This is a genomic window from Pseudomonas benzenivorans, assembly GCF_033547155.1.
Lineage (GTDB): Bacteria > Pseudomonadota > Gammaproteobacteria > Pseudomonadales > Pseudomonadaceae > Aquipseudomonas > Aquipseudomonas benzenivorans_B.
In genome coordinates, this window is the sequence record NZ_CP137892.1 from 805,748 (window position 1) to 832,199 (window position 26,452).

A 26,452-nucleotide genomic window follows, 5' to 3' on the forward strand; every position below is an offset into this window, starting at 1 on the left:
CGCCAGTATAGAAGCCGCGGCGCGATCTGCTCGTCGCGCCGGGTCGCCGGTTCTGCGCCCTTACAACCCGGGCAGGCGCTGGCGGATCTGCTTCACCAGATTATCCAGGCTGGTGCTGTCGTGGGTATCGACCCGCTTGCTGTTGGCCAGCTCGTCTGCATCGAGTGGCTCGCGGCTGGCCTGTTGCGCCTGAATCACCTCCAGGGTCGCATCGGACGGGTCGAAGCCGGAGGCTTGGCGCTGGGCGAGCCAGCCGGCGATCACTTCCTGCGGGGCCTGGCAGTCGAGGATCAGGAAGGGCACTCCGGTGGCTTCGGCGATCTGCCAGGCCGCCCGGCGTTGGGCCTGTTTCAGGTAGGTGGCGTCGATCACCACCGGGAAACCGGCATGCAGGGCGGCGTCGGCCAGCTGATGCAGGCGCTGGTAGGTGGCGCTGCTGGCATCGGCGCTGTAGATGCCGGCATCCAGCTGGCCTCGGTCACCGCTCGGCTGCTCGCCGAACAGGCGCTTGCGCTCGACATCCGAGCGCAACCGTACGGCGCCCAGTGCCTCGACCAGGCGCATGGCCACGGAGCTCTTGCCGACCGCGGAAACGCCATGGGTGATGGCCAGGAAGCGCGAGGGGATGGCGCTGTAGCTTTCCGCCAGGCTGGCATAGCGGCGGTACTGGCGCAGGATCACCGCACGCTGCACGGCGTCCTGCTCCTGGCCGAGGCGGAACAGCGCGACCTTGCCACGGACCATGGCGCGGTAGGCCTTGTAGAAGTTGAGCAGCTCCACTGCGGCGTAGTCGCCGGTGTGCTCCAGCCAGGCGCTGACGAAGCGGCGGGCCAGGCACTTGAGGCCGCGGTCTTCCAGGTCCATGGCGAGGAAGGCGGCATCGGAGGCGATGTCGATCAGGCGGAAGGGCTCGTTGAATTCGATGCAGTCGAACAGCGTCACCTGGCCGTCGAGCAGGGTCACGTTGCCCAGGTGGATGTCGCCGTGGCATTCACGGATGAAGCCCTCGGCCTTGCGCCGCGCCAGCACGGGTTCGAGGCGGGCGAAGCTGGTTTCGGCCCAGGCCTGCAGGGCATCGAGTTGCTGCAGGTCGGCCGGGTCCGAGAGCAGCGGGCGGATCTGCTCGAAGTTCTGCAGCACCGGTGCCATGACCGCCTGCGGCGTGCCGAGTTCGTGTGCCTGGGGCACCTGCGGGGCCTTGAGGTGGAAGGCAGCGATCTGCCGGGCCAGCGCCTCGATATGTTCCTCGCTCAGTTCGCCGCGGGCCTGGACCTCGCCGAGCAGCTGGTCCTGGGGGAACTGGCGCATCTTCAATGCATATTCGATGGCCGGGCCGTCGCCGCCCAGTTGCGGCGCCTCGACGCTACCGTTGATCGGCAAAACCTCCAGGTAGAGGCCCTGGGTCAGGCGTTGATTGAGGCGCAACTCTTCCTGGCAGAAGTGCTCGCGGGCCGCCAGCTCGGTGAAGTCGAGGAAGCCGAAGTTCACCGGCTTCTTGATCTTGTAGGCATAGGGGCCGGTCAGCAGGACCCAGGAGATATGCGTCTCGATGACCTGGAAGCCGTCTACCGGGTGGGGGTAGAGGGCCGGGTTCTGCAGGGCGGCGATCAGGGCTTGGCTCACGGGCGATCCTTGGCGTTCGGACTATTAAGTAGGCCGGCATTATGGCCGCTGTGAGCCGCTCTGCAAACCGCCCGGCAGCGCCTGCCGGTGCCTTCGCAAAGTGCGTATAATGCCGCGCCATGACTCGTACCCGATCCCCCCGTTCCCGTTCCAAACGTCGTTCCCGTGGCATGCGCCCCTGGCTCGGCTGGGCTTTCAAGCTCGGCCTGGTCGCTCTGGTGGTGCTGGCGGGCTTTGCGGTTTACCTCGATGCCGTGGTGCAGGAGAAGTTCTCCGGCAAGCGCTGGACGGTGCCGGCCAAGGTCTATGCCCGGCCTCTGGAGCTGTTCGTCGGGCAGAAGCTGGCGAAGAGCGACTTCCTCAAGGAGCTGGACGCCCTGGGTTATCGCCGCGAGAGCGCGGCCAGCGGCCCGGGCGCCGTGGCGGTGGCCGGCAACAACATCGAACTGCACACCCGCGGCTTCCAGTTCTACGAGAGCAGCGAGCCGGCGCAGCGCGTGCGCGTGCGCTTCTCCGGCGACTACGTGGCCGGCCTGAACCAGGCGAACGGCGGCAACCTGGCGGTGGCCCGCCTGGAGCCGATGCTGATCGGCGGACTGTACCCGGCGCATCAGGAAGACCGCGTGCTGATCAAGCTGGAGCAGGTGCCACCCTATCTGGTGGAAACCCTGGTGGCGGTCGAGGACCGCGAGTTCTTCAATCACTTCGGCGTCTCGCCCAAGGGCATCGCCCGTGCGGTCTGGATCAACGCCACGGCCGGACAACTGCGCCAGGGTGGCAGCACCCTGACCCAGCAGCTGGTGAAGAACTTCTACCTGACCAACGAGCGCAGTCTCACGCGCAAGGCCACCGAGGCCATGATGGCGGTGCTGCTGGAGCTGCACTACGACAAGAAGGATATTCTCGAGGCCTACCTCAACGAGGTGTTCCTCGGTCAGGACGGCCAGCGCGCGGTGCATGGCTTCGGCCTGGCCAGCCAGTATTTCTTCAGCCAGCCGCTGAACGAGCTGAAGCTCGACCAGGTGGCGCTGCTGGTGGGCATGGTCAAGGGGCCGACCTACTACAACCCGCGGCGCAATCCCGAGCGAGCCCTGGAGCGGCGCAACCTGGTGCTGGACATCCTGGTCGAGCAGGGCGTGGTCGCCGCCGAGGTGGCGGCCGCGGCCAAGCAAAAGCCGCTGGGCGTGACCCAGCGCGGCAGCCTGGCCGACAGCTCCTTCCCGGCCTTCCTCGACCTGGTCAAGCGCCAGCTGCGTGAGGACTACCGCGAGGCCGACCTGACCGAAGAGGGGCTGCGCATCTTCACCAGCTTCGACCCCATCCTCCAGCTCAAGGCAGAGGCCGCCCTGGCCGACTCCTTGAAGCGCCTGTCCGGGCGCAAGGGCGTCGATCAGGTTGAGGCCGGCATGGTGGTGACCAACCCGGAAACCGGCGAGGTGCAGGCGTTGATCGGCAGCCGCCAGCCGCGCTTCGCCGGCTTCAACCGGGCCCTGGATGCACTGCGGCCGATCGGCTCGCTGATCAAGCCGGCGATCTACCTGACCGCCCTGGAGCGTCCCAGCCAGTTCACCCTGACCAGCCTGCTGGAAGACCAGCCTTTCTCCATCAAGGGCCAGGACGGTCAGGTCTGGCGCCCGCAGAACTATGACCGCAAGGCCCATGGCACCATCTACCTGTACCAGGGGCTGGCCAACTCCTACAACCTCTCCACCGCCAAGCTGGGCCTGGAGCTGGGCGTGCCGAACGTGCTCAAGACCCTCGAGCGTCTCGGGGTCGAACGCAAGTGGCCGGCCTATCCCTCGATGCTGCTGGGGGCCGGTGCCTTGACCCCGATGGAGGTGGCGGACATGTACCAGACCCTGGCCAATGGCGGTTTCAATACGCCGTTGCGCGGCATTCGCAGCGTGCTGACCGCCGAGGGCGAACCGCTCAAGCGCTACCCCTACCAGATCCAGCAGCGCTTCGATGCCGGCGCCATCTATCTGTTGCAGAACGCCATGCAGCGCACCATGCGCGAGGGTACCGGCCGTTCGGTGTACAGCCAGCTGCCCGGCTCCCTGACCCTGGCCGGCAAGACCGGCACCAGTAACGACTCGCGCGACAGCTGGTTCGCCGGCTTCAGCCAGGACCTGCTGGCGGTGGTCTGGCTCGGCCGTGACGACAACGGTCCCACGCCCTTGACCGGGGCCAGCGGCGCCTTGCAGGTGTGGACCGACTTCATGCGCAAGGCCGATCCGCTGCCGCTGGACATGCCGTTGCCGGATAACGTGACGCAGGCCTGGGTCGATGCCAATACCGGTCAGGGCACCGACCCGAGCTGCCCGAATGCCGTGCAGATGCCGTATATTCGTGGGAGTGAGCCGTTGCCGGGTCCGTCCTGCGGTATTCAGGCGCCGGTCGATTCGGTGATGGATTGGGTGCGTGGCTGGTTGGATTAAGTGAGAGGGTGTGAAGTGACTAAGTGGTGGATTCCTGCGCTAACGGCCTCGATGGTGCTGGGCGGCTGCGCCAGCGTACCGCGCGGTTCGATTCCGGTGGTCGACTCCAGCGGTTCGGTCTATGAGCAGCAAGAGGGCGGTGGCAGTTATGGCCAGCCGGCCGCTCAGCCGCAGACCCAGCCGCAGGACTCGGGAGTGGTGGTCATGGTGCCGCAGGGCGCCGGCAGCTCCGCGCCGATTCAGACCTTCCCGGCCCCCAGCGCGCCGATTGGCGGTGTCGCCGAGAGCGCGCCGCTCGGCATCGGCGAGCCGCTGGGCGGTTACAGCCCGCCGCCGTCGATGCCGAGCGGTATACCGAGCAATGGCGGCTTGGCCGCCGACGAGCAGCTGGATGGCCCGGTGCTGGCGCTGCTGACCACGGCTCAGCAGCAGCAGGGCAATGGCGACCTCAATGGCGCGGCCTCCAGCCTGGAGCGCGCCCAGCGCATCGCCCCGCGCGAACCCCAGGTACTCTACCGCCTGGCCGAGGTGCGTTTGGCCCAGGGCGACGCGGCCCAGGCCGAGCAGTTCGCCCGCCGTGGCTTGAGCTACGCCAGCGGCCGTCCGGCTCTGCAGGCCAGTCTGTGGAACCTGATCGCCCAGGCGCGCGAGCGCCAGGGCGACCCTGCCGGTGCCGCCCAGGCGCGTGAGCGGGCGCGGGTCAGCCTCTGATGGATACGCGAATGCCGGCCATCGCCGAGCAGCTGTTGTTGATCGAGCGCGAGTTACGTGTGCAGGGCTGGTGGGCCGAGCAGTCGCCCAGCGCCCAGGCACTGGCCAGCCGGGAGCCGTTCTGTGTCGACAGCATGGCCTTCGAGCAATGGCTGCAGTGGATATTCCTGCCGCGGATGAAGCAGATACTCGAGGCGGGGGGCGAGCTACCCGGCGCCTCCGGTATCCAGCCGATGGCCGAGCAGGTCTACAGCGACCGGTCTGAGCAGGCCGCGGAGCTGATCCGGCTGCTGGGCGAGTTCGACCGGTTGATCGGCGGCGCGGCCTGAGGCCGCGCCTACGGGGTCACAGGCAGTTGTCGGCAATCGACTTCTGCGCCGCGCCGATGCGCTCCTGACGCTCCTCTTCACTGAGGCGGCGTACCTCGCCGTCTTCCTCGATGCGTACGCGCGGGTTGTTCTGCAGCTGGGCCAGGTTGTTGCGCATGCTGTCGCAGTACTGCTTGCGCTCGGCCTCCTTGGCCGCGACCTCCTGCTTCACCTTCTTGTCGATGGCGGCCTGCTCCGGGTCGGCGATGTTCTTGAAGGTCGGCGCGGGCTGTGGCTCGGCTGGTTTGGGGGGCGGCGTGGCGGTATTGATGCTGGTGGCCTGTGCGCCCTGCGGCGGCTGCGCGCCGAAGTGGGTGACGCCCTGGGCGTCGACCCACTTGTACACCTGGCCGGCCATGGCGGGTGCGCTCAGGGCGAGCAGCAAGCTGCTGAGGAGGAGTGTGCGGCGCATGCTGGTTCCTTTTAAAGGCTGCGATAGCTGGGGCTTACTATAACCAAATCGGTCGAATCTTCATCCTGCGCTGCGTCACAGCAGAAGATTGTGAAATCCGTTACGCATCGCTTGACTTGCCCTCGACTAATCCGAACAATCCAACGTTCGCTGTAGTGGAGTCCGCCGCAAGTGTCCTCCAGCTCAGCAACAAGAGGCGCTACCCGTGCCGAACTGTGTTACCCGCAACGCGTTACCTCGCGCTGGGAGGGTCAGCCCCGCAACACCATGGGCTGTTCCGTTACTCGTCATGCCGATACTCAGAGTTCACGACTACAGTCGTGCAAGTCCGCTGACCAGTAAGACCTACTTAGAGTCACTCGTTGTCGGGTGACATTCTGGCGTTCAAGAGGTGAACAACGTGGAGCTTTTATCCGGCGCTGAAATGGTCGTCCGCTTTTTGCGTGACGAAGGCGTAAAGAACATCTACGGGTACCCAGGCGGTGCCCTGCTGCATATCTACGATGCCCTGTTCAAGGAACCGGAAGTCAATCACATCCTGGTTCGCCACGAGCAAGCGGCAACCCATATGGCCGACGGCTACGCCCGTGCCACCGGTAAGGCCGGCGTGGTGCTGGTGACCTCGGGTCCCGGCGCGACTAACGCCATCACCGGCATTGCCACCGCCTACATGGACTCCATTCCGATGGTGGTGCTGTCCGGCCAGGTGCCGAGCAACATGGTCGGTACCGATGCCTTCCAGGAAACCGACATGATCGGTATCTCCCGGCCGATCGTGAAGCACAGCTTCATGATCAAGCACGCCTCGGAAATTCCGGAAGTCATGAAGAAGGCCTTCTACCTGGCCCAGTCCGGTCGTCCCGGGCCGGTGGTCGTGGACATTCCCAAGGACATGACCAACCCGGCCGAGAAGTTCGAGTACGTCTATCCGAAGAAGGCCAAGCTGCGCTCCTACAGCCCGGCCGTTCGCGGGCATTCCGGACAGATCCGCAAGGCGGCCGAGCTGCTCCTGAGCGCCAAGCGTCCGGTGGTCTACTCCGGTGGCGGCGTGATCATGGGCGGCGCCGCGGCGCCGCTGACCGAGCTGGCGCAGATGCTCAATCTGCCGGTGACCAACACTCTGATGGGGCTGGGCGGTTACCCCGGCACCGATCGCCAGTTCCTCGGCATGCTCGGCATGCACGGCAGCTACACCGCCAACCTGGCGATGCACCATGCCGACGTGATCCTCGCCGTCGGTGCGCGCTTCGACGACCGCGTGATCAATGGCGCCGGCAAGTTCTGCCCGAACGCCAAGATCATTCACATCGACATCGACCCGGCTTCGATCTCCAAGACCATCAAGGCCGACATCCCGATCGTCGGTCCGGTCGACAGCGTGCTGACCGAGATGGTCACCATCCTCAAGGAAATCGGCGAGAGCCCGAGCAAGGAAGCGCTGTCCAGCTGGTGGAAGCAGATCGACGAATGGCGCGGTAGCCGCGGCATGTTCCCCTACGACAAGGGCGACGGCAGCATCATCAAGCCGCAAACCGTGGTCGAGACGCTGTGCGAGGTTACCCAGGGCGATGCCTTCGTCACCTCGGACGTCGGTCAGCACCAGATGTTCGCGGCCCAGTACTACCGCTTCAACAAGCCCAACCGTTGGATCAACTCGGGCGGCCTGGGCACCATGGGCTTCGGTCTGCCGGCTGCGATGGGGGTCAAGCTGAACTTCCCGGATGACCACGTGGCCTGCGTGACCGGCGAAGGCAGCATCCAGATGAACATCCAGGAGCTGTCGACCTGCCTGCAGTACGATCTGCCGGTAAAGATCATCAACCTGAACAACGGCGCCCTCGGCATGGTGCGCCAGTGGCAGGACATGATGTACAGCAGCCGCCATTCGCACTCCTACATGGAGTCGCTGCCGGACTTCGTCAAGCTGGCCGAGGCCTACGGCCACGTCGGTATGCGTATCACCGAGCTGAAGGACCTCAAGCCGATGATGGAGGAAGCCTTCGCGATGAAGGATCGCCTGGTGTTCCTCGACATCCAGGTCGACACCAGCGAGCACGTCTATCCGATGCAGATCAAAGACGGGGCGATGCGTGACATGTGGCTGAGCAAGACGGAGCGGACCTAACCATGCGACACATTATCTCCCTGCTACTGGAAAACGAGCCAGGCGCATTGTCCCGTGTGGTCGGTCTGTTCTCGCAGCGCAACTACAACATCGAAAGCCTGACCGTGGCGCCGACCGAAGACCCGACCCTGTCGCGTCTGACCCTCACCACCGTCGGTCATGATGAAGTAATCGAGCAGATCACCAAGAACCTCAACAAGCTGATCGAGGTGGTCAAGCTGGTGGACCTGTCCGAGAGCGCCCACATCGAGCGTGAGCTGATGCTGGTCAAGGTCAAGGCCACGGGTGCCCAGCGCGCCGAGGTCAAGCGTACCACCGACATCTTCCGTGGGCAGATCGTCGACGTGAACACCAGTGTCTACACCATTCAATTGGCCGGCACGAGCGACAAGCTGGACAGCTTCATCCAGGCCATCGGCACCGCCTCGATCCTGGAAACCGTGCGCAGCGGCGTCACCGGCATCGCCCGGGGCGACAAGGTGCTGAGTCTCTGACTGCCATGCTGAAGAAAGCCCCGCCTAGTGCGGGGCTTTTTTTCGCCGCAGATTATTGCTGGCGATTCCAGAAGGCCGCGATCAGCGGGTCCTTGAGGCGCTTTTGCAGCGCGAACAGGCCGATATCGTAGGCGGTCAGCGGCGGCTGAATGTCGTAGATGCGGATGCGTGCGGTCAGCGGGCTGTTGTCGAGCACGATCTGCGGCACCACGCCTATGCCGAACCCCAGGCTCACCATGCTCACGATGGCTTCGTTGCCGCTCACCTGGGCGTAGATGCGCGGTTTGATGTTGTGGCTTTTCAGCCACCGGTCGGTCCGGGTTCTGGCCAAGCCTTCTTCCGATAGGATCATCGGCACGTCTTTCCAGCTTTCCGCGCCGGGGTGCATCAGCTGGTCTTCGGTCAGTAGCAGTGGCGACTGGGGGCCGATGAAGCGCAGCTCGGAACGGGTGATCGGCTGAAAGTCGATGCCGGCGGGCAAGTGGTCGGGGCGGGCGCCGATGGCAAGATCTTCCAGTCCTTGCTGCACGCGTTCGACGGCTCTTGCCGGGTCGCCGGTGTGCAGCTTCATTTCGATGCACGGGTAGTCCTGTCGAAAGCTGCTGAGGATGTCGTAGAGGAAGCTGTAGCTGGCCGTGACCGAGCAGTACAGGGAGAGTTCGCCGTGCAGAACCAGCTGGTCCTGGCGGAACGCCTGGCGAATGGCCTGCCAGCCGTTCATGACCTCGCTGGCGTACGCGCGGAACTGTTGCCCCTCGCGGGTCAGCCGGACCGAGCGATTGTCGCGCAGGAACAGCGGTGCGCCGAGTTCGTCCTCCAACTGCTTGATGCAGCGACTGAGTGCGGAGGGGCTGACGTGCTGCTCGCGGCTGGTTTTGCCGAAGTGCAGGTTGTCTGCCAGGGCAAGAAAAAGCCTGAGGGCGTGGCTGTCCATGGTTGTTCCGTGTATCGGCATGTTGTGTTGCAAATATATCATTTTACGCAACGGTGCGGATCACTTAAGGTGCCCCTGTCACGGTGCCTTGCGCCCCATCCCTTTCGATTCAAAAGAGCCAAGAACATGAAAGTTTATTACGACAAAGACTGCGACCTCTCCATCATCCAGGGCAAGAAAGTCGCCATCATCGGCTACGGCTCCCAGGGCCACGCCCAGGCGTGCAACCTGAAGGACTCCGGTGTCGACGTCACCATCGGCCTGCGCAAGGGCTCGGCTACTGTCGCCAAGGCCGAGGCCCACGGCCTGAAGGTCACCGACGTCGCCTCCGCTGTCGCGGCTGCCGACCTGGTGATGATCCTCACTCCGGACGAGTTCCAAGGCCAGCTGTACAAGAACGAGATCGAGCCGAACATCAAGCAGGGCGCGACCCTGGCCTTCTCCCATGGCTTCGCCATCCACTACAACCAGGTCGTGCCGCGCGCCGATCTGGACGTGATCATGATCGCGCCGAAGGCCCCCGGCCACACCGTGCGTTCGGAGTTCGTCAAGGGCGGTGGTATCCCTGACCTGATCGCGGTCTACCAGGATGCTTCCGGCAACGCCAAGAACGTCGCCCTGTCCTACGCCTCCGGCGTCGGTGGCGGTCGTACCGGCATCATCGAGACCACCTTCAAGGACGAGACCGAAACCGACCTGTTCGGCGAGCAGGCCGTTCTCTGCGGCGGTTGCGTCGAGCTGGTCAAGGCCGGCTTCGAAACCCTGGTCGAAGCCGGTTATGCCCCGGAAATGGCCTACTTCGAGTGCCTGCACGAGCTGAAGCTGATCGTCGACCTGATGTACGAAGGCGGCATCGCCAACATGAACTACTCGATCTCCAACAACGCCGAGTACGGCGAGTACGTGACCGGTCCGGAAGTGATCAACGAGGAGTCGCGCAAGGCCATGCGCAACGCCCTCAAGCGCATCCAGGACGGCGAGTACGCCAAGATGTTCATCAGCGAAGGCGCGACCAACTATCCGTCGATGACCGCCAAGCGTCGCAACAATGCGGCCCATGGCATCGAGATCATCGGCGAGCAGCTGCGCTCGATGATGCCGTGGATCTCCGCCAACAAGATCGTCGATAAGAGCAAGAACTAAGCCCTGTCGGTGTCAGAAAAACGCGGCCTTGGCCGCGTTTTTTCGTTCTGTAGCGAGGCTTCTGGTATAAAGCCTGGTCATCGAGGCGGGCTGGCAGCCTGTTGTCCGGGTTGCCCCTCGCCGAAATTTTCCTATCCGTTGCAAGGTGTTGTTCATGAGCGAACGTCCAGAAGAGCCCAACTCGGCCGCCGAGGAAGAGAGCCTGCTGCCAATCGACGAGCATGTCGAGGAGGGTCATGACGATGAGGGGCGCAAGGTTCGTCATCGTGGCGTCTACCTGCTGCCCAATCTCTTCACCACGGCGAATTTGTTCGCGGGCTTCTACGCCATCATCAATGCCATGAACGGCAACTTCTACGTCGCCGCCGCCGCCGTGTTCGTGGCCATGGTGCTGGACAGTCTCGATGGCCGGGTGGCGCGTCTGACCAATACCCAGAGCGCCTTCGGTGCCGAGTACGACTCCTTGTCCGATATGGTCGCCTTCGGCGTGGCGCCCGCGTTGTTGGCGTTCGAGTGGGCGCTGGGCAGCATGGGCAAGGTGGGTTGGATGGTGGCCTTCATCTATGTCGCCGGTGCGGCGCTGCGGTTGGCGCGTTTCAATACCCAGATCGGTACCACCGACAAACGCTATTTCATCGGCTTGGCCAGTCCGGCTGCCGCGGGTGTGGTCGCCGGCACTGTCTGGGCCTTCAGCGATTTCGGTATCAAGGGCTCGAATATGGCCTTTGGTGTGGCGGTGTTGGTGGCTGCTGCGGGCATGTTGATGGTCAGCAACATCAAGTACTACAGTTTCAAGGATCTGGATCTGAAAGGGCGTGTGCCCTTCGTCGCGATCTTGGCGGTGGTGCTGCTGTTCGCCGTGGTGTTCAGCGATCCGCCACGGATACTGCTGATCATCTTCCTGGCCTATGCGGCATCCGGTCCCTTGCAGTACTTGCTTCAGTTGCGTCGGCGTAAATCGTAAGCTGACCTGGTCGCTGTCAGACTCTGCAGTCTATTGAGGTGTTATTGCCCGGGGCTGCAGGGCTGTTGTCATTATTCCGTTCCGATCTCTCCGTCACCCCTCGTCCAGGGCTGCTATCCCTCGGCTTTAGGCTGTGCATGCAAGGCATGTATAGCATTGGCCTTACGCGGCTCATCATGCGAGGTGATGGATTCTTCAAATAAAGTATTGACCTGCCGCTTGCGGTGCCTATAATGCGCACCACTTCCGGCGCGGACCTCTCGGAAAACCTCTTGCAAATCAATTGGTTATATTTGAATGAGGGGTTGCAAAGCAGCGAAAGCTGCGTAGAATGCGCCGGCCTGGCGGGGTGGAGAGTTGATCCTGTTGGGTCTTCGGTCGAGGTGATCGGAGGCGGTTGAAAGAGGTGGTTGACAGCGGTTTCGAACGCTGTAGAATTCGCCTCCCGCTGACGAGGAGCTGAAAGCTGATCGAAGGCGCAAGCGGTTGAGTTTGAAAAGAAATTTTCGAAACTGCTTGACGGAAGATGAGGCTGCTGTAGAATGCGCGCCTCGGTTGAGACGAAAGACTTAACCAACTGTTCTTTAACAACTGAATCAAGCAATTCGTGTGGGTGCTTGTGAGGTAAGACTGGTAGTCAACTGATTATCAGCATCACAAAGCAACACTCGTTAATTCGAGAGTTAACTCTTTTAAGTAAGAGATTTGCGATTGCTGAGCCAAGTTTAGGGTTTTCTCAAAACCCAAGCAGTATTGAACTGAAGAGTTTGATCATGGCTCAGATTGAACGCTGGCGGCAGGCCTAACACATGCAAGTCGAGCGGATGAGTGGAGCTTGCTCTATGATTCAGCGGCGGACGGGTGAGTAATGCCTAGGAATCTGCCTGGTAGTGGGGGACAACGTTTCGAAAGGAACGCTAATACCGCATACGTCCTACGGGAGAAAGCAGGGGACCTTCGGGCCTTGCGCTATCAGATGAGCCTAGGTCGGATTAGCTAGTAGGTGAGGTAATGGCTCACCTAGGCGACGATCCGTAACTGGTCTGAGAGGATGATCAGTCACACTGGAACTGAGACACGGTCCAGACTCCTACGGGAGGCAGCAGTGGGGAATATTGGACAATGGGCGAAAGCCTGATCCAGCCATGCCGCGTGTGTGAAGAAGGTCTTCGGATTGTAAAGCACTTTAAGTTGGGAGGAAGGGCAGTAAGTTAATACCTTGCTGTTTTGACGTTACCAACAGAATAAGCACCGGCTAACTCTGTGCCAGCAGCCGCGGTAATACAGAGGGTGCAAGCGTTAATCGGAATTACTGGGCGTAAAGCGCGCGTAGGTGGTTTGTTAAGTTGGATGTGAAAGCCCCGGGCTCAACCTGGGAACTGCATCCAAAACTGGCAAGCTAGAGTACGGTAGAGGGTGGTGGAATTTCCTGTGTAGCGGTGAAATGCGTAGATATAGGAAGGAACACCAGTGGCGAAGGCGACCACCTGGACTGATACTGACACTGAGGTGCGAAAGCGTGGGGAGCAAACAGGATTAGATACCCTGGTAGTCCACGCCGTAAACGATGTCAACTAGCCGTTGGAATCCTTGAGATTTTAGTGGCGCAGCTAACGCATTAAGTTGACCGCCTGGGGAGTACGGCCGCAAGGTTAAAACTCAAATGAATTGACGGGGGCCCGCACAAGCGGTGGAGCATGTGGTTTAATTCGAAGCAACGCGAAGAACCTTACCTGGCCTTGACATCTACAGAACTTTCCAGAGATGGATTGGTGCCTTCGGGAACTGTAAGACAGGTGCTGCATGGCTGTCGTCAGCTCGTGTCGTGAGATGTTGGGTTAAGTCCCGTAACGAGCGCAACCCTTGTCCTTAGTTACCAGCGGGTTATGCCGGGAACTCTAAGGAGACTGCCGGTGACAAACCGGAGGAAGGTGGGGATGACGTCAAGTCATCATGGCCCTTACGGCCAGGGCTACACACGTGCTACAATGGTCGGTACAAAGGGTTGCCAAGCCGCGAGGTGGAGCTAATCCCATAAAACCGATCGTAGTCCGGATCGCAGTCTGCAACTCGACTGCGTGAAGTCGGAATCGCTAGTAATCGTGAATCAGAATGTCACGGTGAATACGTTCCCGGGCCTTGTACACACCGCCCGTCACACCATGGGAGTGGGTTGCACCAGAAGTAGCTAGTCTAACCGCAAGGGGGACGGTTACCACGGTGTGATTCATGACTGGGGTGAAGTCGTAACAAGGTAGCCGTAGGGGAACCTGCGGCTGGATCACCTCCTTAATCGACGACATCAGCTTCCTTATAAGCCCCCACACGAATTGCTTGATTCATTGCGAAAGACGATTGGGTCTGTAGCTCAGTTGGTTAGAGCGCACCCCTGATAAGGGTGAGGTCGGCAGTTCGAATCTGCCCAGACCCACCAATTGTTGTGGGGTTGGCCTTAGGTTTATATGGGGCCATAGCTCAGCTGGGAGAGCGCCTGCCTTGCACGCAGGAGGTCAGCGGTTCGATCCCGCTTGGCTCCACCACCGACAGCCCGTTTAGAGTTCAGAAATGAACGTTCCAGGTGTGACCTGTTGAATGTTGATTTCTGGTCTTTGACCAGTTGCAAATCGTTCTTTAAAAATTTGGGTATGTGATAGAAGTGACTGATTGGCTGCTTTCACTGGCAGTTGATCAATCAAGGTAAAATTTGCGTTGTTCTCAAGTGCAAATTTTCGGCGAATGTCGTCTTCACGTTCGAGGCCGTAACCAGATTGCTTGGGGTTATATGGTCAAGTGAAGAAGCGCATACGGTGGATGCCTTGGCAGTCAGAGGCGATGAAAGACGTGGTAGCCTGCGATAAGCTTCGGGGAGTCGGCAAACAGACTTTGATCCGGAGATCTCTGAATGGGGGAACCCACCCAGCATAAGCTGGGTATCCTGCACTGAATACATAGGTGTAGGAGGCGAACCAGGGGAACTGAAACATCTAAGTACCCTGAGGAATAGAAATCAACCGAGATTCCCTTAGTAGTGGCGAGCGAACGGGGACTAGCCCTTAAGCTTCTTTGATTTTAGCGGAACGCTCTGGAAAGTGCGGCCATAGTGGGTGATAGCCCTGTACGCGAAAGGATCTTAGAAGTGAAATCGAGTAGGACGGAGCACGAGAAACTTTGTCTGAATATGGGGGGACCATCCTCCAAGGCTAAATACTACTGACTGACCGATAGTGAACCAGTACCGTGAGGGAAAGGCGAAAAGAACCCCGGAGAGGGGAGTGAAATAGAACCTGAAACCGTATGCGTACAAGCAGTGGGAGCCTACTTGTTAGGTGACTGCGTACCTTTTGTATAATGGGTCAGCGACTTATATTCAGTGGCGAGCTTAACCGAATAGGGGAGGCGTAGCGAAAGCGAGTCTTAATAGGGCGTTTAGTCGCTGGGTATAGACCCGAAACCGGGCGATCTATCCATGGGCAGGTTGAAGGTTAGGTAACACTGACTGGAGGACCGAACCGACTACCGTTGAAAAGTTAGCGGATGACCTGTGGATCGGAGTGAAAGGCTAATCAAGCTCGGAGATAGCTGGTTCTCCTCGAAAGCTATTTAGGTAGCGCCTCGTGTATCACTGCTGGGGGTAGAGCACTGTTTCGGCTAGGGGGTCATCCCGACTTACCAAACCGATGCAAACTCCGAATACCAGCAAGTGTCAGCACGGGAGACACACGGCGGGTGCTAACGTCCGTCGTGAAAAGGGAAACAACCCAGACCGTCAGCTAAGGTCCCAAAGTTATGGTTAAGTGGGAAACGATGTGGGAAGGCTTAGACAGCTAGGAGGTTGGCTTAGAAGCAGCCACCCTTTAAAGAAAGCGTAATAGCTCACTAGTCGAGTCGGCCTGCGCGGAAGATGTAACGGGGCTCAAACCATACACCGAAGCTACGGGTTCAACGTAAGTTGAGCGGTAGAGGAGCGTTCTGTAAGCCTGTGAAGGTGAGTTGAGAAGCTTGCTGGAGGTATCAGAAGTGCGAATGCTGACATGAGTAACGACAATGCGAGTGAAAAACTCGCACGCCGAAAGACCAAGGTTTCCTGCGCAACGTTAATCGACGCAGGGTGAGTCGGCCCCTAAGGCGAGGCAGAAATGCGTAGTCGATGGGAAACGGGTTAATATTCCCGTACTTCTAGTTACTGCGATGGAGGGACGGAGAAGGCTAGGCCAGCACGGCGTTGGTTGTCCGTGTTTAAGGTGGTAGGCAGAGTGCTTAGGTAAATCCGGGCGCTTAATGCCGAGAGCTGATGACGAGTTGTCTTTTAGACGACGAAGTGGTTGATGCCATGCTTCCAGGAAAAGCTTCTAAGCTTCAGGTAACTAGGAACCGTACCCCAAACCGACACAGGTGGTTAGGTAGAGAATACCAAGGCGCTTGAGAGAACTCGGGTGAAGGAACTAGGCAAAATGGCACCGTAACTTCGGGAGAAGGTGCGCCGGTGAGGGTGAAGCATTTACTGCGTAAGCCCATGCCGGTCGAAGATACCAGGCCGCTGCGACTGTTTATTAAAAACACAGCACTCTGCAAACACGAAAGTGGACGTATAGGGTGTGACGCCTGCCCGGTGCCGGAAGGTTAATTGATGGGGTTAGCTAACGCGAAGCTCTTGATCGAAGCCCCGGTAAACGGCGGCCGTAACTATAACGGTCCTAAGGTAGCGAAATTCCTTGTCGGGTAAGTTCCGACCTGCACGAATGGCGTAACGATGGCGGCGCTGTCTCCACCCGAGACTCAGTGAAATTGAAATCGCTGTGAAGATGCAGTGTATCCGCGGCTAGACGGAAAGACCCCGTGAACCTTTACTATAGCTTTGCACTGGACTTTGAGCTTGCTTGTGTAGGATAGGTGGGAGGCTTTGAAGCGTGGACGCCAGTTCGCGTGGAGCCATCCTTGAAATACCACCCTGGCAACCTTGAGGTTCTAACTCTGGTCCGTTATCCGGATCGAGGACAGTGTATGGTGGGTAGTTTGACTGGGGCGGTCTCCTCCTAAAGAGTAACGGAGGAGTACGAAGGTGCGCTCAGACCGGTCGGAAATCGGTCGTAGAGTATAAAGGCAAAAGCGCGCTTGACTGCGAGACAGACACGTCGAGCAGGTACGAAAGTAGGTCTTAGTGATCCGGTGGTTCTGTATGGAAGGGCCATCGCTCAACGGATAAAAGGTACTCCGGGGATAACAGGCTGATACCGCCCAAGAGTTCATATCGACGGCGGTGTTTGGCACCTCGATGTCGGCTCATCACATCCTGGGGCTGAAGCCGGTCCCAAGGGTATGGCTGTTCGCCATTTAAAGTGGTACGCGAGCTGGGTTTAGAACGTCGTGAGACAGTTCGGTCCCTATCTGCCGTGGACGTTTGAGATTTGAGAGGGGCTGCTCCTAGTACGAGAGGACCGGAGTGGACGAACCTCTGGTGTTCCGGTTGTCACGCCAGTGGCATTGCCGGGTAGCTATGTTCGGAAGAGATAACCGCTGAAAGCATCTAAGCGGGAAACTTGCCTCAAGATGAGATCTCACTGGAGCCTTGAGCTCCCTGAAGGGCCGTCGAAGACTACGACGTTGATAGGTGGGGTGTGTAAGCGCTGTGAGGCGTTGAGCTAACCCATACTAATTGCCCGTGAGGCTTGACCATATAACACCCAAACAATTTGCTGTTTGTGTGCTCGATGGTTGAAGTCGACAACAAACCGAAAATTTGCCAGAACACGCAAAACCAGACATCACATACCCAATATGGGGAGGCGACTCAACACCGACTCTCCAACCGAATTGCTTGACGACCATAGAGCGTTGGAACCACCTGATCCCATCCCGAACTCAGTAGTGAAACGATGCATCGCCGATGGTAGTGTGGGGCTTCCCCATGTGAGAGTAGGTCATCGTCAAGCACCTATCCCAAACCCCCGACCCGCGTATGCAGGTCGGGGGTTTGCCTTTTAGTGAAAGCCTTAGATTTTGATCTAAGGTTGAGACTCCAAGTGATGAAAGTCCTGGAGTCGTCCGCAAGCGGTTGAGTTTGAAAAGAAATTTTCGAAACTGCTTGACGGAAGATGAGGCTGCTGTAGAATGCGCGCCTCGGTTGAGACGAAAGACTTAACCAACTGTTCTTTAACAACTGAATCAAGCAATTCGTGTGGGTGCTTGTGAGGTAAGACTGGTAGTCAACTGATTATCAGCATCACAAAGCAACACTCGTTAATTCGAGAGTTAACTCTTTTAAGTAAGAGATTTGCGATTGCTGAGCCAAGTTTAGGGTTTTCTCAAAACCCAAGCAGTATTGAACTGAAGAGTTTGATCATGGCTCAGATTGAACGCTGGCGGCAGGCCTAACACATGCAAGTCGAGCGGATGAGTGGAGCTTGCTCTATGATTCAGCGGCGGACGGGTGAGTAATGCCTAGGAATCTGCCTGGTAGTGGGGGACAACGTTTCGAAAGGAACGCTAATACCGCATACGTCCTACGGGAGAAAGCAGGGGACCTTCGGGCCTTGCGCTATCAGATGAGCCTAGGTCGGATTAGCTAGTAGGTGAGGTAATGGCTCACCTAGGCGACGATCCGTAACTGGTCTGAGAGGATGATCAGTCACACTGGAACTGAGACACGGTCCAGACTCCTACGGGAGGCAGCAGTGGGGAATATTGGACAATGGGCGAAAGCCTGATCCAGCCATGCCGCGTGTGTGAAGAAGGTCTTCGGATTGTAAAGCACTTTAAGTTGGGAGGAAGGGCAGTAAGTTAATACCTTGCTGTTTTGACGTTACCAACAGAATAAGCACCGGCTAACTCTGTGCCAGCAGCCGCGGTAATACAGAGGGTGCAAGCGTTAATCGGAATTACTGGGCGTAAAGCGCGCGTAGGTGGTTTGTTAAGTTGGATGTGAAAGCCCCGGGCTCAACCTGGGAACTGCATCCAAAACTGGCAAGCTAGAGTACGGTAGAGGGTGGTGGAATTTCCTGTGTAGCGGTGAAATGCGTAGATATAGGAAGGAACACCAGTGGCGAAGGCGACCACCTGGACTGATACTGACACTGAGGTGCGAAAGCGTGGGGAGCAAACAGGATTAGATACCCTGGTAGTCCACGCCGTAAACGATGTCAACTAGCCGTTGGAATCCTTGAGATTTTAGTGGCGCAGCTAACGCATTAAGTTGACCGCCTGGGGAGTACGGCCGCAAGGTTAAAACTCAAATGAATTGACGGGGGCCCGCACAAGCGGTGGAGCATGTGGTTTAATTCGAAGCAACGCGAAGAACCTTACCTGGCCTTGACATCTACAGAACTTTCCAGAGATGGATTGGTGCCTTCGGGAACTGTAAGACAGGTGCTGCATGGCTGTCGTCAGCTCGTGTCGTGAGATGTTGGGTTAAGTCCCGTAACGAGCGCAACCCTTGTCCTTAGTTACCAGCGGGTTATGCCGGGAACTCTAAGGAGACTGCCGGTGACAAACCGGAGGAAGGTGGGGATGACGTCAAGTCATCATGGCCCTTACGGCCAGGGCTACACACGTGCTACAATGGTCGGTACAAAGGGTTGCCAAGCCGCGAGGTGGAGCTAATCCCATAAAACCGATCGTAGTCCGGATCGCAGTCTGCAACTCGACTGCGTGAAGTCGGAATCGCTAGTAATCGTGAATCAGAATGTCACGGTGAATACGTTCCCGGGCCTTGTACACACCGCCCGTCACACCATGGGAGTGGGTTGCACCAGAAGTAGCTAGTCTAACCGCAAGGGGGACGGTTACCACGGTGTGATTCATGACTGGGGTGAAGTCGTAACAAGGTAGCCGTAGGGGAACCTGCGGCTGGATCACCTCCTTAATCGACGACATCAGCTTCCTTATAAGCCCCCACACGAATTGCTTGATTCATTGCGAAAGACGATTGGGTCTGTAGCTCAGTTGGTTAGAGCGCACCCCTGATAAGGGTGAGGTCGGCAGTTCGAATCTGCCCAGACCCACCAATTGTTGTGGGGTTGGCCTTAGGTTTATATGGGGCCATAGCTCAGCTGGGAGAGCGCCTGCCTTGCACGCAGGAGGTCAGCGGTTCGATCCCGCTTGGCTCCACCACCGACAGCCCGTTTAGAGTTCAGAAATGAACGTTCCAGGTGTGACCTGTTGAATGTTGATTTCTGGTCTTTGACCAGTTGCAAATCGTTCTTTAAAAATTTGGGTATGTGATAGAAGTGACTGATTGGCTGCTTTCACTGGCAGTTGATCAATCAAGGTAAAATTTGCGTTGTTCTCAAGTGCAAATTTTCGGCGAATGTCGTCTTCACGTTCGAGGCCGTAACCAGATTGCTTGGGGTTATATGGTCAAGTGAAGAAGCGCATACGGTGGATGCCTTGGCAGTCAGAGGCGATGAAAGACGTGGTAGCCTGCGATAAGCTTCGGGGAGTCGGCAAACAGACTTTGATCCGGAGATCTCTGAATGGGGGAACCCACCCAGCATAAGCTGGGTATCCTGCACTGAATACATAGGTGTAGGAGGCGAACCAGGGGAACTGAAACATCTAAGTACCCTGAGGAATAGAAATCAACCGAGATTCCCTTAGTAGTGGCGAGCGAACGGGGACTAGCCCTTAAGCTTCTTTGATTTTAGCGGAACGCTCTGGAAAGTGCGGCCATAGTGGGTGATAGCCCTGTACGCGAAAGGATCTTAGAAGTGAAATCGAGTAGGACGGAGCACGAGAAACTTTGTCTGAATATGGGGGGACCATCCTCCAAGGCTAAATACTACTGACTGACCGATAGTGAACCAGTACCGTGAGGGAAAGGCGAAAAGAACCCCGGAGAGGGGAGTGAAATAGAACCTGAAACCGTATGCGTACAAGCAGTGGGAGCCTACTTGTTAGGTGACTGCGTACCTTTTGTATAATGGGTCAGCGACTTATATTCAGTGGCGAGCTTAACCGAATAGGGGAGGCGTAGCGAAAGCGAGTCTTAATAGGGCGTTTAGTCGCTGGGTATAGACCCGAAACCGGGCGATCTATCCATGGGCAGGTTGAAGGTTAGGTAACACTGACTGGAGGACCGAACCGACTACCGTTGAAAAGTTAGCGGATGACCTGTGGATCGGAGTGAAAGGCTAATCAAGCTCGGAGATAGCTGGTTCTCCTCGAAAGCTATTTAGGTAGCGCCTCGTGTATCACTGCTGGGGGTAGAGCACTGTTTCGGCTAGGGGGTCATCCCGACTTACCAAACCGATGCAAACTCCGAATACCAGCAAGTGTCAGCACGGGAGACACACGGCGGGTGCTAACGTCCGTCGTGAAAAGGGAAACAACCCAGACCGTCAGCTAAGGTCCCAAAGTTATGGTTAAGTGGGAAACGATGTGGGAAGGCTTAGACAGCTAGGAGGTTGGCTTAGAAGCAGCCACCCTTTAAAGAAAGCGTAATAGCTCACTAGTCGAGTCGGCCTGCGCGGAAGATGTAACGGGGCTCAAACCATACACCGAAGCTACGGGTTCAACGTAAGTTGAGCGGTAGAGGAGCGTTCTGTAAGCCTGTGAAGGTGAGTTGAGAAGCTTGCTGGAGGTATCAGAAGTGCGAATGCTGACATGAGTAACGACAATGCGAGTGAAAAACTCGCACGCCGAAAGACCAAGGTTTCCTGCGCAACGTTAATCGACGCAGGGTGAGTCGGCCCCTAAGGCGAGGCAGAAATGCGTAGTCGATGGGAAACGGGTTAATATTCCCGTACTTCTAGTTACTGCGATGGAGGGACGGAGAAGGCTAGGCCAGCACGGCGTTGGTTGTCCGTGTTTAAGGTGGTAGGCAGAGTGCTTAGGTAAATCCGGGCGCTTAATGCCGAGAGCTGATGACGAGTTGTCTTTTAGACGACGAAGTGGTTGATGCCATGCTTCCAGGAAAAGCTTCTAAGCTTCAGGTAACTAGGAACCGTACCCCAAACCGACACAGGTGGTTAGGTAGAGAATACCAAGGCGCTTGAGAGAACTCGGGTGAAGGAACTAGGCAAAATGGCACCGTAACTTCGGGAGAAGGTGCGCCGGTGAGGGTGAAGCATTTACTGCGTAAGCCCATGCCGGTCGAAGATACCAGGCCGCTGCGACTGTTTATTAAAAACACAGCACTCTGCAAACACGAAAGTGGACGTATAGGGTGTGACGCCTGCCCGGTGCCGGAAGGTTAATTGATGGGGTTAGCTAACGCGAAGCTCTTGATCGAAGCCCCGGTAAACGGCGGCCGTAACTATAACGGTCCTAAGGTAGCGAAATTCCTTGTCGGGTAAGTTCCGACCTGCACGAATGGCGTAACGATGGCGGCGCTGTCTCCACCCGAGACTCAGTGAAATTGAAATCGCTGTGAAGATGCAGTGTATCCGCGGCTAGACGGAAAGACCCCGTGAACCTTTACTATAGCTTTGCACTGGACTTTGAGCTTGCTTGTGTAGGATAGGTGGGAGGCTTTGAAGCGTGGACGCCAGTTCGCGTGGAGCCATCCTTGAAATACCACCCTGGCAACCTTGAGGTTCTAACTCTGGTCCGTTATCCGGATCGAGGACAGTGTATGGTGGGTAGTTTGACTGGGGCGGTCTCCTCCTAAAGAGTAACGGAGGAGTACGAAGGTGCGCTCAGACCGGTCGGAAATCGGTCGTAGAGTATAAAGGCAAAAGCGCGCTTGACTGCGAGACAGACACGTCGAGCAGGTACGAAAGTAGGTCTTAGTGATCCGGTGGTTCTGTATGGAAGGGCCATCGCTCAACGGATAAAAGGTACTCCGGGGATAACAGGCTGATACCGCCCAAGAGTTCATATCGACGGCGGTGTTTGGCACCTCGATGTCGGCTCATCACATCCTGGGGCTGAAGCCGGTCCCAAGGGTATGGCTGTTCGCCATTTAAAGTGGTACGCGAGCTGGGTTTAGAACGTCGTGAGACAGTTCGGTCCCTATCTGCCGTGGACGTTTGAGATTTGAGAGGGGCTGCTCCTAGTACGAGAGGACCGGAGTGGACGAACCTCTGGTGTTCCGGTTGTCACGCCAGTGGCATTGCCGGGTAGCTATGTTCGGAAGAGATAACCGCTGAAAGCATCTAAGCGGGAAACTTGCCTCAAGATGAGATCTCACTGGAGCCTTGAGCTCCCTGAAGGGCCGTCGAAGACTACGACGTTGATAGGTGGGGTGTGTAAGCGCTGTGAGGCGTTGAGCTAACCCATACTAATTGCCCGTGAGGCTTGACCATATAACACCCAAACAATTTGCTGTTTGTGTGCTCGATGGTTGAAGTCGACAACAAACCGAAAATTTGCCAGAACACGCAAAACCAGACATCACATACCCAATATGGGGAGGCGACTCAACACCGACTCTCCAACCGAATTGCTTGACGACCATAGAGCGTTGGAACCACCTGATCCCATCCCGAACTCAGTAGTGAAACGATGCATCGCCGATGGTAGTGTGGGGCTTCCCCATGTGAGAGTAGGTCATCGTCAAGCACCTATCCCAAACCCCCGACCCGCGCATGCAGGTCGGGGGTTTGCCTTTGCGCGGCGGAAATTCAGAGCCTGCCCGAGTGGCCATATTGTCGGCATGCCCTCGCCAGTTCGACACGGGGCTCGTCTAGAATAAGCATTCTTCACCGAGAGCTCGTTTATGTCCGATTCGGCCGCCCCCCAGCTTTCGCCGGAGCTCCCCGTCGAGCACTTGATCGCCTGTCACGAATGCGACCTGCTGATGCGCAAGCCGAACACCGGCTATGACGAGCGGGTCGAGTGCCCGCGTTGCGGTTTCGAGCTGTATACCCACCGGCATCAGGTGGTGCGGCGCAGTCTGGCGTTGGTGGTCGCCGCCCTGCTGCTTTACGTGCCGGCCAACTTCCTGCCGATCATGCGGCTCAATCTGCTCGGGCAGAGCAGTGAGGACACGGTGTGGAGCGGGGTGCTCGGGCTGTACGAGAGCGGCATGCAGGGCATCGCCGCGGTGGTGTTCCTGTGCAGCATGGCGGTGCCGCTGCTCAAGCTGCTGTGCCAGCTGGCGGTGCTGCTGAGCATCCGCCTGGACCTGGGGCGTAGCTATGGCCTGCTGCTGTACCGCATCTATCACCATCTACGCGAGTGGGGCATGCTCGAGGTGTACCTGATGGGCATCCTGGTGGCCATGGTCAAACTGGCGGATCTGGCGGACCTCAGTCTCGGTGTCGGCTTGTTCTGTTTCGTCGCGCTGCTGCTGGTCCAGGCCTGGCTCGAGGTGAGCATGGCGCCGCATCAGATCTGGCAGGCCCTGGCGGGGGAGGACGTGCATGCGGGCGATTGATGCCGGGCTGCTGGTCTGCCACGAATGCCACCTGCTCAACCCCGTGCAGACCGAGGTCGCCCACCAGCATTGCGAGCGTTGCGGCGGCTTGCTGCACGCGCGGCGGCCGAACAGCCTGGCGCGGACCTGGGCGCTGCTGCTGACCGCGGCGATCCTCTATATTCCGGCCAACCTGCTGCCGATCATGACGGTCAACTCGTTGGGCAAGGGCCAGTCGGACACCATCATGTCCGGGGTGATCGAGTTGGTGCACCTGGGCATGCTGCCGATCGCCGCGGTGGTGTTCATCGCCAGCATCCTGGTGCCGACCTTCAAGCTGGTGGGCATCGCACTATTGCTCTATTCGGTGCAGCGCCATCAGCCGATGTCGCCCCGTCAGCGCATCTACATGTTCCGCTTCATCGAATGGATCGGCCGCTGGTCGATGCTCGACATCTTCGTCATCGCCATCCTGGTTGCGCTGGTCAGGTTCGGCAACCTGGCCAGCATCGAGCCGGGCATGGGCGCGGTGGCCTTCGCCAGCGTGGTGATCCTGACCATGCTCGCGGCCTTGACCTTTGACCCCCGCCTGATCTGGGACAACACGGAGTCGGAACACGACCATGAATGATCTGCCTCTGGCCAAAACCCGCCCGGCCTCCAACTGGTCGGCCATCTGGGTGCTGCCCATCCTCGCCCTGCTGATTGGCGGCTGGCTGGGCTGGCGTGCCTACAGCCAGGCCGGCATCGAGATCCAGGTGCTATTCGACAGTGGTGCGGGCATCCAGGCCGGCAAGACCGAAGTCATCTACAAGGGCATGCCGATCGGCAAGGTGAAGGCCCTGGCCCTGGACGACAGCGGCGAGCAGCCGGGGGTGATCGCCACCATCGAGATGAACCAGGAGGTCAAGCCGCACCTGCGCGAGAACGCACGCTTCTGGCTGGTCAAGCCGAGTGTGAGCCTGGCCGGCATCACCGGCCTGGAGACCCTGGTGTCGGGTAACTACATCGCAGTCAGTCCGGGCGATGGCGAGCCGACCCTGAAGTTCAAGGCTTTGTCCGAGCCGCCGCCCTTGTCCGATGACCTGCCCGGGCTGCACCTGACCCTGAAGGCCGAGCGGCTGGGCTCGCTGAATCGCGACAGCCCGGTTTTCTACAAGCAGATCCAGGTCGGCCGGGTGAAGAGCTATGCCTTGGGCGAGGACCAGACTACGGTCGAGGTGAAGGTCTATATCGAGCCGCCCTATGCCAGCCTGGTGCGCAAACACACGCGGTTCTGGAACGCCAGCGGCATCAGCATCAACGCCGGCCTGTCGGGTTTCAAGCTGCGCAGCGAGTCGCTGGCCAGCATAGTGGCAGGGGGGATCGCCTTCGCCACGCCTGAGCACCGCAAGGACAGCCCGCCGACCGATCCGGTGTTTCCGTTCCGCCTCTATGAGGATTTCGAGGCGGCCCAGGCCGGCATCAGGGTGCAGGTCACCTTCAGCGACTTCGAGGGACTGGAGGCCGGGCGTACGCCGGTGCTGTACAACGGCATCCAGGCCGGCAGCCTGAAGACGCTGAAGGTCAACGACGACCTGACCAGCGCCACGGCCGAGCTGACCCTCGACCCGCGCACCGAGGACTATCTGGTCGAGGGCACCGAGTTCTGGGTGGTCAAACCGTCCATCTCCCTGGCCGGCATCACCGGTCTGGAGGCCCTGGTCAAGGGCAACTACATCGCCGTGCGACCGGGCGAGAAGGGCGCCGCGGCCAAGCGCGAGTTCGAGGCCCGACCCAAGGCGCCGCCGCTGGACCTGGCCGCGCCGGGCCTGCATCTGGTGCTGCTGAGCGACAGTCGTGGCTCGCTGGAGGTCGGCAATCCGATTCTCTATCGCCAGGTGAAAGTCGGCTCGGTACAGAGCGTGCAACTGGCCCGCAACGACCAGCAGGTGGCCTTCGGCGTGCACATCGAGCCGGAGTACGCGCACCTGGTCAACAGCAGCACGCGCTTCTGGAACGCCAGCGGCATCACCCTCAAAGGCGGGCTGTCCGGTATCGAGGTCAAGAGCGAGTCGCTGCAGACCCTGTTGGCCGGGGGCATCGCCTTCGAGACCCCCGATGCGCAGGCGCCCGTCATGACCAAGCGGGTGCAACGCTTTGCGTTGTACGAGAGTCGCGAACGCGCGCTGCAGAATGGCGTGGCGATCAGCATCCGCCTGGAGCGTGGCGATGGCCTGGGGCCGGGGACGGCCATCCGCTACCGCGGCCTGGACGTGGGCAAGGTCGAGCGCATCGAGCTGAGCGATGACCTGCAGAGCGTCCTGCTGTATGGACGGATCACCCTGGCGGCCGAGCGTATCGCCCGCACCGGCACGCAGTTCTGGGTGGTCAAGCCCGAGCTGAGCCTGAGTCGGGTGACCAACCTGGATACCCTGGTCGGCGGCCAGTACCTGGAAGTGCTGCCGGCGGAGCAGGGCGGGCGACGGCTGACCGAGTTCGTTGCCCTGGACGGGCCGCCGACCCGGGCATCGAGCGAATCCGGGCTGCGCCTGGTGCTCAGCGCGGAGCAGCGCAACTCGTTGAAGGCCGGCGAGCCGGTGACCTACCGCGAGGTGCCGGTGGGCAAGGTGACGGGCGTCGAGCTGGGGCCGAATGCCAACCGGGTACTGGTCCATGTGCTGATCGAGCCGCGTTATGCGCCCCTGGTGCGTGGTGGCAGCCGTTTCTGGGTCAGCTCCGGAATCGGCGTCGACGCCGGCCTGTTCAAGGGGGTGAAGGTGCGCACCGAGTCCCTGGAAACCATCATTGCCGGCGGCGTGGCCTTCGCCACTCCGGAAGGCGAGGAGATGGGCGTGCGGGCCCTGCCGGGGCAGACCTTCGCCCTGTTCGAGGAGCCCCAGGAACAGTGGCTGCAGTGGGCGCCGAAGATCGCCTTGCCGCAGTAGCAGCATGAAAAAGGGCCGCAT

General features: G+C 59.1%; 13 protein-coding genes, 4 tRNA genes and 6 rRNA genes. 20 read left to right on the plus strand and 3 right to left on the minus strand.

The features are described from left to right. Window positions 1-60: 60 nt before the first annotated feature. Window positions 61-1,623, minus strand: coding sequence for a bifunctional aminoglycoside phosphotransferase/ATP-binding protein (locus tag SBP02_RS03735; protein ID WP_318645072.1), 1,563 nt, complete (start codon window positions 1,621-1,623; stop codon window positions 61-63). A 119-nt stretch (window positions 1,624-1,742) separates the two neighbouring features. Between SBP02_RS03735 and mrcB the strand changes: the two genes are divergently transcribed. Genes mrcB through SBP02_RS03750 form a run of 3 tightly spaced genes read left to right on the plus strand, consistent with a single transcriptional unit; the run spans window position 1,743 to window position 5,101 of the window. Further along, window positions 1,743-4,061 (plus strand): penicillin-binding protein 1B, encoded by a 2,319-nt coding sequence (gene mrcB, locus SBP02_RS03740; RefSeq protein ID WP_318645073.1) that lies wholly within the window; start codon window positions 1,743-1,745, stop codon window positions 4,059-4,061. Between the two features lie 51 nt (window positions 4,062-4,112). Further along, complete coding sequence (locus SBP02_RS03745) at window positions 4,113-4,772, plus strand: tetratricopeptide repeat protein (protein ID WP_369960376.1); 660 nt, start codon at window positions 4,113-4,115, stop codon at window positions 4,770-4,772. Further along, the gene (locus SBP02_RS03750) at window positions 4,772-5,101 is read left to right on the plus strand and encodes a YqcC family protein (RefSeq protein ID WP_318645075.1); all 330 of its coding nucleotides are present in this window, start codon (window positions 4,772-4,774) and stop codon (window positions 5,099-5,101) included. Before SBP02_RS03745 ends, SBP02_RS03750 begins: the two co-directional genes overlap by 1 nt. A gap of 16 nt (window positions 5,102-5,117) precedes the next feature. Here SBP02_RS03750 and SBP02_RS03755 read toward each other — a convergent pair whose 3' ends face one another. Continuing rightward, on the minus strand, window positions 5,118-5,552 hold the full coding sequence (locus tag SBP02_RS03755) for a DUF4124 domain-containing protein (RefSeq protein ID WP_318645076.1): 435 nt from the start codon (window positions 5,550-5,552) through the stop codon (window positions 5,118-5,120). A gap of 400 nt (window positions 5,553-5,952) precedes the next feature. On the opposite strand from SBP02_RS03755, the gene SBP02_RS03760 reads away from it, so the two are divergent. Together SBP02_RS03760 and ilvN are read left to right on the plus strand one after the other, a co-directional pair. Further along, window positions 5,953-7,677: an acetolactate synthase 3 large subunit gene (locus SBP02_RS03760; protein WP_318645077.1), complete on the plus strand. Its 1,725-nt coding sequence runs from the start codon at window positions 5,953-5,955 to the stop codon at window positions 7,675-7,677. 2 nt (window positions 7,678-7,679) lie between these two features. Further along, the gene (ilvN, locus tag SBP02_RS03765; protein ID WP_318645078.1) at window positions 7,680-8,171 is read left to right on the plus strand and encodes an acetolactate synthase small subunit; all 492 of its coding nucleotides are present in this window, start codon (window positions 7,680-7,682) and stop codon (window positions 8,169-8,171) included. A gap of 52 nt (window positions 8,172-8,223) precedes the next feature. Here ilvN and ilvY read toward each other — a convergent pair whose 3' ends face one another. Next, window positions 8,224-9,105, minus strand: a complete 882-nt coding sequence (gene ilvY, locus SBP02_RS03770) for an HTH-type transcriptional activator IlvY (RefSeq protein WP_318645079.1) — start codon at window positions 9,103-9,105, stop codon at window positions 8,224-8,226. 126 nt (window positions 9,106-9,231) lie between these two features. On the opposite strand from ilvY, the gene ilvC reads away from it, so the two are divergent. From ilvC to SBP02_RS03845, 15 genes are all read left to right on the plus strand, one after another. Then, window positions 9,232-10,248, plus strand: coding sequence for a ketol-acid reductoisomerase (gene ilvC, locus SBP02_RS03775; protein WP_318645080.1), 1,017 nt, complete (start codon window positions 9,232-9,234; stop codon window positions 10,246-10,248). Between the two features lie 154 nt (window positions 10,249-10,402). Beyond that, window positions 10,403-11,212: a CDP-diacylglycerol--serine O-phosphatidyltransferase gene (gene pssA, locus SBP02_RS03780; protein WP_318645081.1), complete on the plus strand. Its 810-nt coding sequence runs from the start codon at window positions 10,403-10,405 to the stop codon at window positions 11,210-11,212. Between the two features lie 755 nt (window positions 11,213-11,967). Beyond that, window positions 11,968-13,504: ribosomal RNA gene (locus tag SBP02_RS03785) — 16S ribosomal RNA — on the plus strand. Window positions 13,505-13,569: 65 nt separating this feature from the next. Beyond that, window positions 13,570-13,646 (plus strand) — tRNA-Ile (locus SBP02_RS03790). Window positions 13,647-13,676: 30 nt separating this feature from the next. Next, a tRNA-Ala gene (locus SBP02_RS03795) sits at window positions 13,677-13,752 on the plus strand. Between the two features lie 244 nt (window positions 13,753-13,996). Continuing rightward, window positions 13,997-16,886, plus strand: a 23S ribosomal RNA gene (locus SBP02_RS03800). A gap of 140 nt (window positions 16,887-17,026) precedes the next feature. After that, window positions 17,027-17,142: ribosomal RNA gene (rrf, locus tag SBP02_RS03805) — 5S ribosomal RNA — on the plus strand. A 391-nt stretch (window positions 17,143-17,533) separates the two neighbouring features. Beyond that, window positions 17,534-19,070, plus strand: a 16S ribosomal RNA gene (locus SBP02_RS03810). A 65-nt stretch (window positions 19,071-19,135) separates the two neighbouring features. Then, window positions 19,136-19,212, plus strand: a tRNA-Ile gene (locus SBP02_RS03815). 30 nt (window positions 19,213-19,242) lie between these two features. Continuing rightward, window positions 19,243-19,318, plus strand: a tRNA-Ala gene (locus SBP02_RS03820). A 244-nt stretch (window positions 19,319-19,562) separates the two neighbouring features. Beyond that, window positions 19,563-22,452: ribosomal RNA gene (locus tag SBP02_RS03825) — 23S ribosomal RNA — on the plus strand. Window positions 22,453-22,592: 140 nt separating this feature from the next. Further along, a 5S ribosomal RNA gene (gene rrf, locus SBP02_RS03830) occupies window positions 22,593-22,708 on the plus strand. Together the 16S, 23S and 5S rRNA genes with 4 tRNA genes alongside form the textbook arrangement of a ribosomal RNA operon. A gap of 157 nt (window positions 22,709-22,865) precedes the next feature. Beyond that, window positions 22,866-23,525, plus strand: a complete 660-nt coding sequence (locus SBP02_RS03835; RefSeq protein ID WP_318645082.1) for a paraquat-inducible protein A — start codon at window positions 22,866-22,868, stop codon at window positions 23,523-23,525. Next, entirely contained in the window at window positions 23,512-24,135 is a 624-nt protein-coding gene (locus SBP02_RS03840; RefSeq protein WP_318645083.1) for a paraquat-inducible protein A, read from the plus strand. The genes SBP02_RS03835 and SBP02_RS03840 overlap by 14 nt, the downstream gene beginning before the upstream one ends. After that, the gene (locus tag SBP02_RS03845) at window positions 24,128-26,431 is read left to right on the plus strand and encodes a PqiB family protein (RefSeq protein ID WP_318645084.1); all 2,304 of its coding nucleotides are present in this window, start codon (window positions 24,128-24,130) and stop codon (window positions 26,429-26,431) included. The genes SBP02_RS03840 and SBP02_RS03845 overlap by 8 nt, the downstream gene beginning before the upstream one ends. Window positions 26,432-26,452: the final 21 nt, after the last annotated feature.

Coding starts and splice junctions, on each gene's coding strand:
- ilvY (WP_318645079.1), bottom strand. CDS start 9,105: ATGGACAGCCACGCCCTCAGGCTTTTTCTTGCCCTGGCAGACAACCTG.
- SBP02_RS03745 (WP_369960376.1), top strand. CDS start 4,113: ATGGTGCTGGGCGGCTGCGCCAGCGTACCGCGCGGTTCGATTCCGGTG.
- pssA (WP_318645081.1), top strand. CDS start 10,403: ATGAGCGAACGTCCAGAAGAGCCCAACTCGGCCGCCGAGGAAGAGAGC.
- SBP02_RS03750 (WP_318645075.1), top strand. CDS start 4,772: ATGGATACGCGAATGCCGGCCATCGCCGAGCAGCTGTTGTTGATCGAG.
- ilvN (WP_318645078.1), top strand. CDS start 7,680: ATGCGACACATTATCTCCCTGCTACTGGAAAACGAGCCAGGCGCATTG.
- ilvC (WP_318645080.1), top strand. CDS start 9,232: ATGAAAGTTTATTACGACAAAGACTGCGACCTCTCCATCATCCAGGGC.
- SBP02_RS03845 (WP_318645084.1), top strand. CDS start 24,128: ATGAATGATCTGCCTCTGGCCAAAACCCGCCCGGCCTCCAACTGGTCG.
- SBP02_RS03835 (WP_318645082.1), top strand. CDS start 22,866: ATGTCCGATTCGGCCGCCCCCCAGCTTTCGCCGGAGCTCCCCGTCGAG.
- SBP02_RS03840 (WP_318645083.1), top strand. CDS start 23,512: ATGCGGGCGATTGATGCCGGGCTGCTGGTCTGCCACGAATGCCACCTG.
- SBP02_RS03755 (WP_318645076.1), bottom strand. CDS start 5,552: ATGCGCCGCACACTCCTCCTCAGCAGCTTGCTGCTCGCCCTGAGCGCA.
- mrcB (WP_318645073.1), top strand. CDS start 1,743: ATGACTCGTACCCGATCCCCCCGTTCCCGTTCCAAACGTCGTTCCCGT.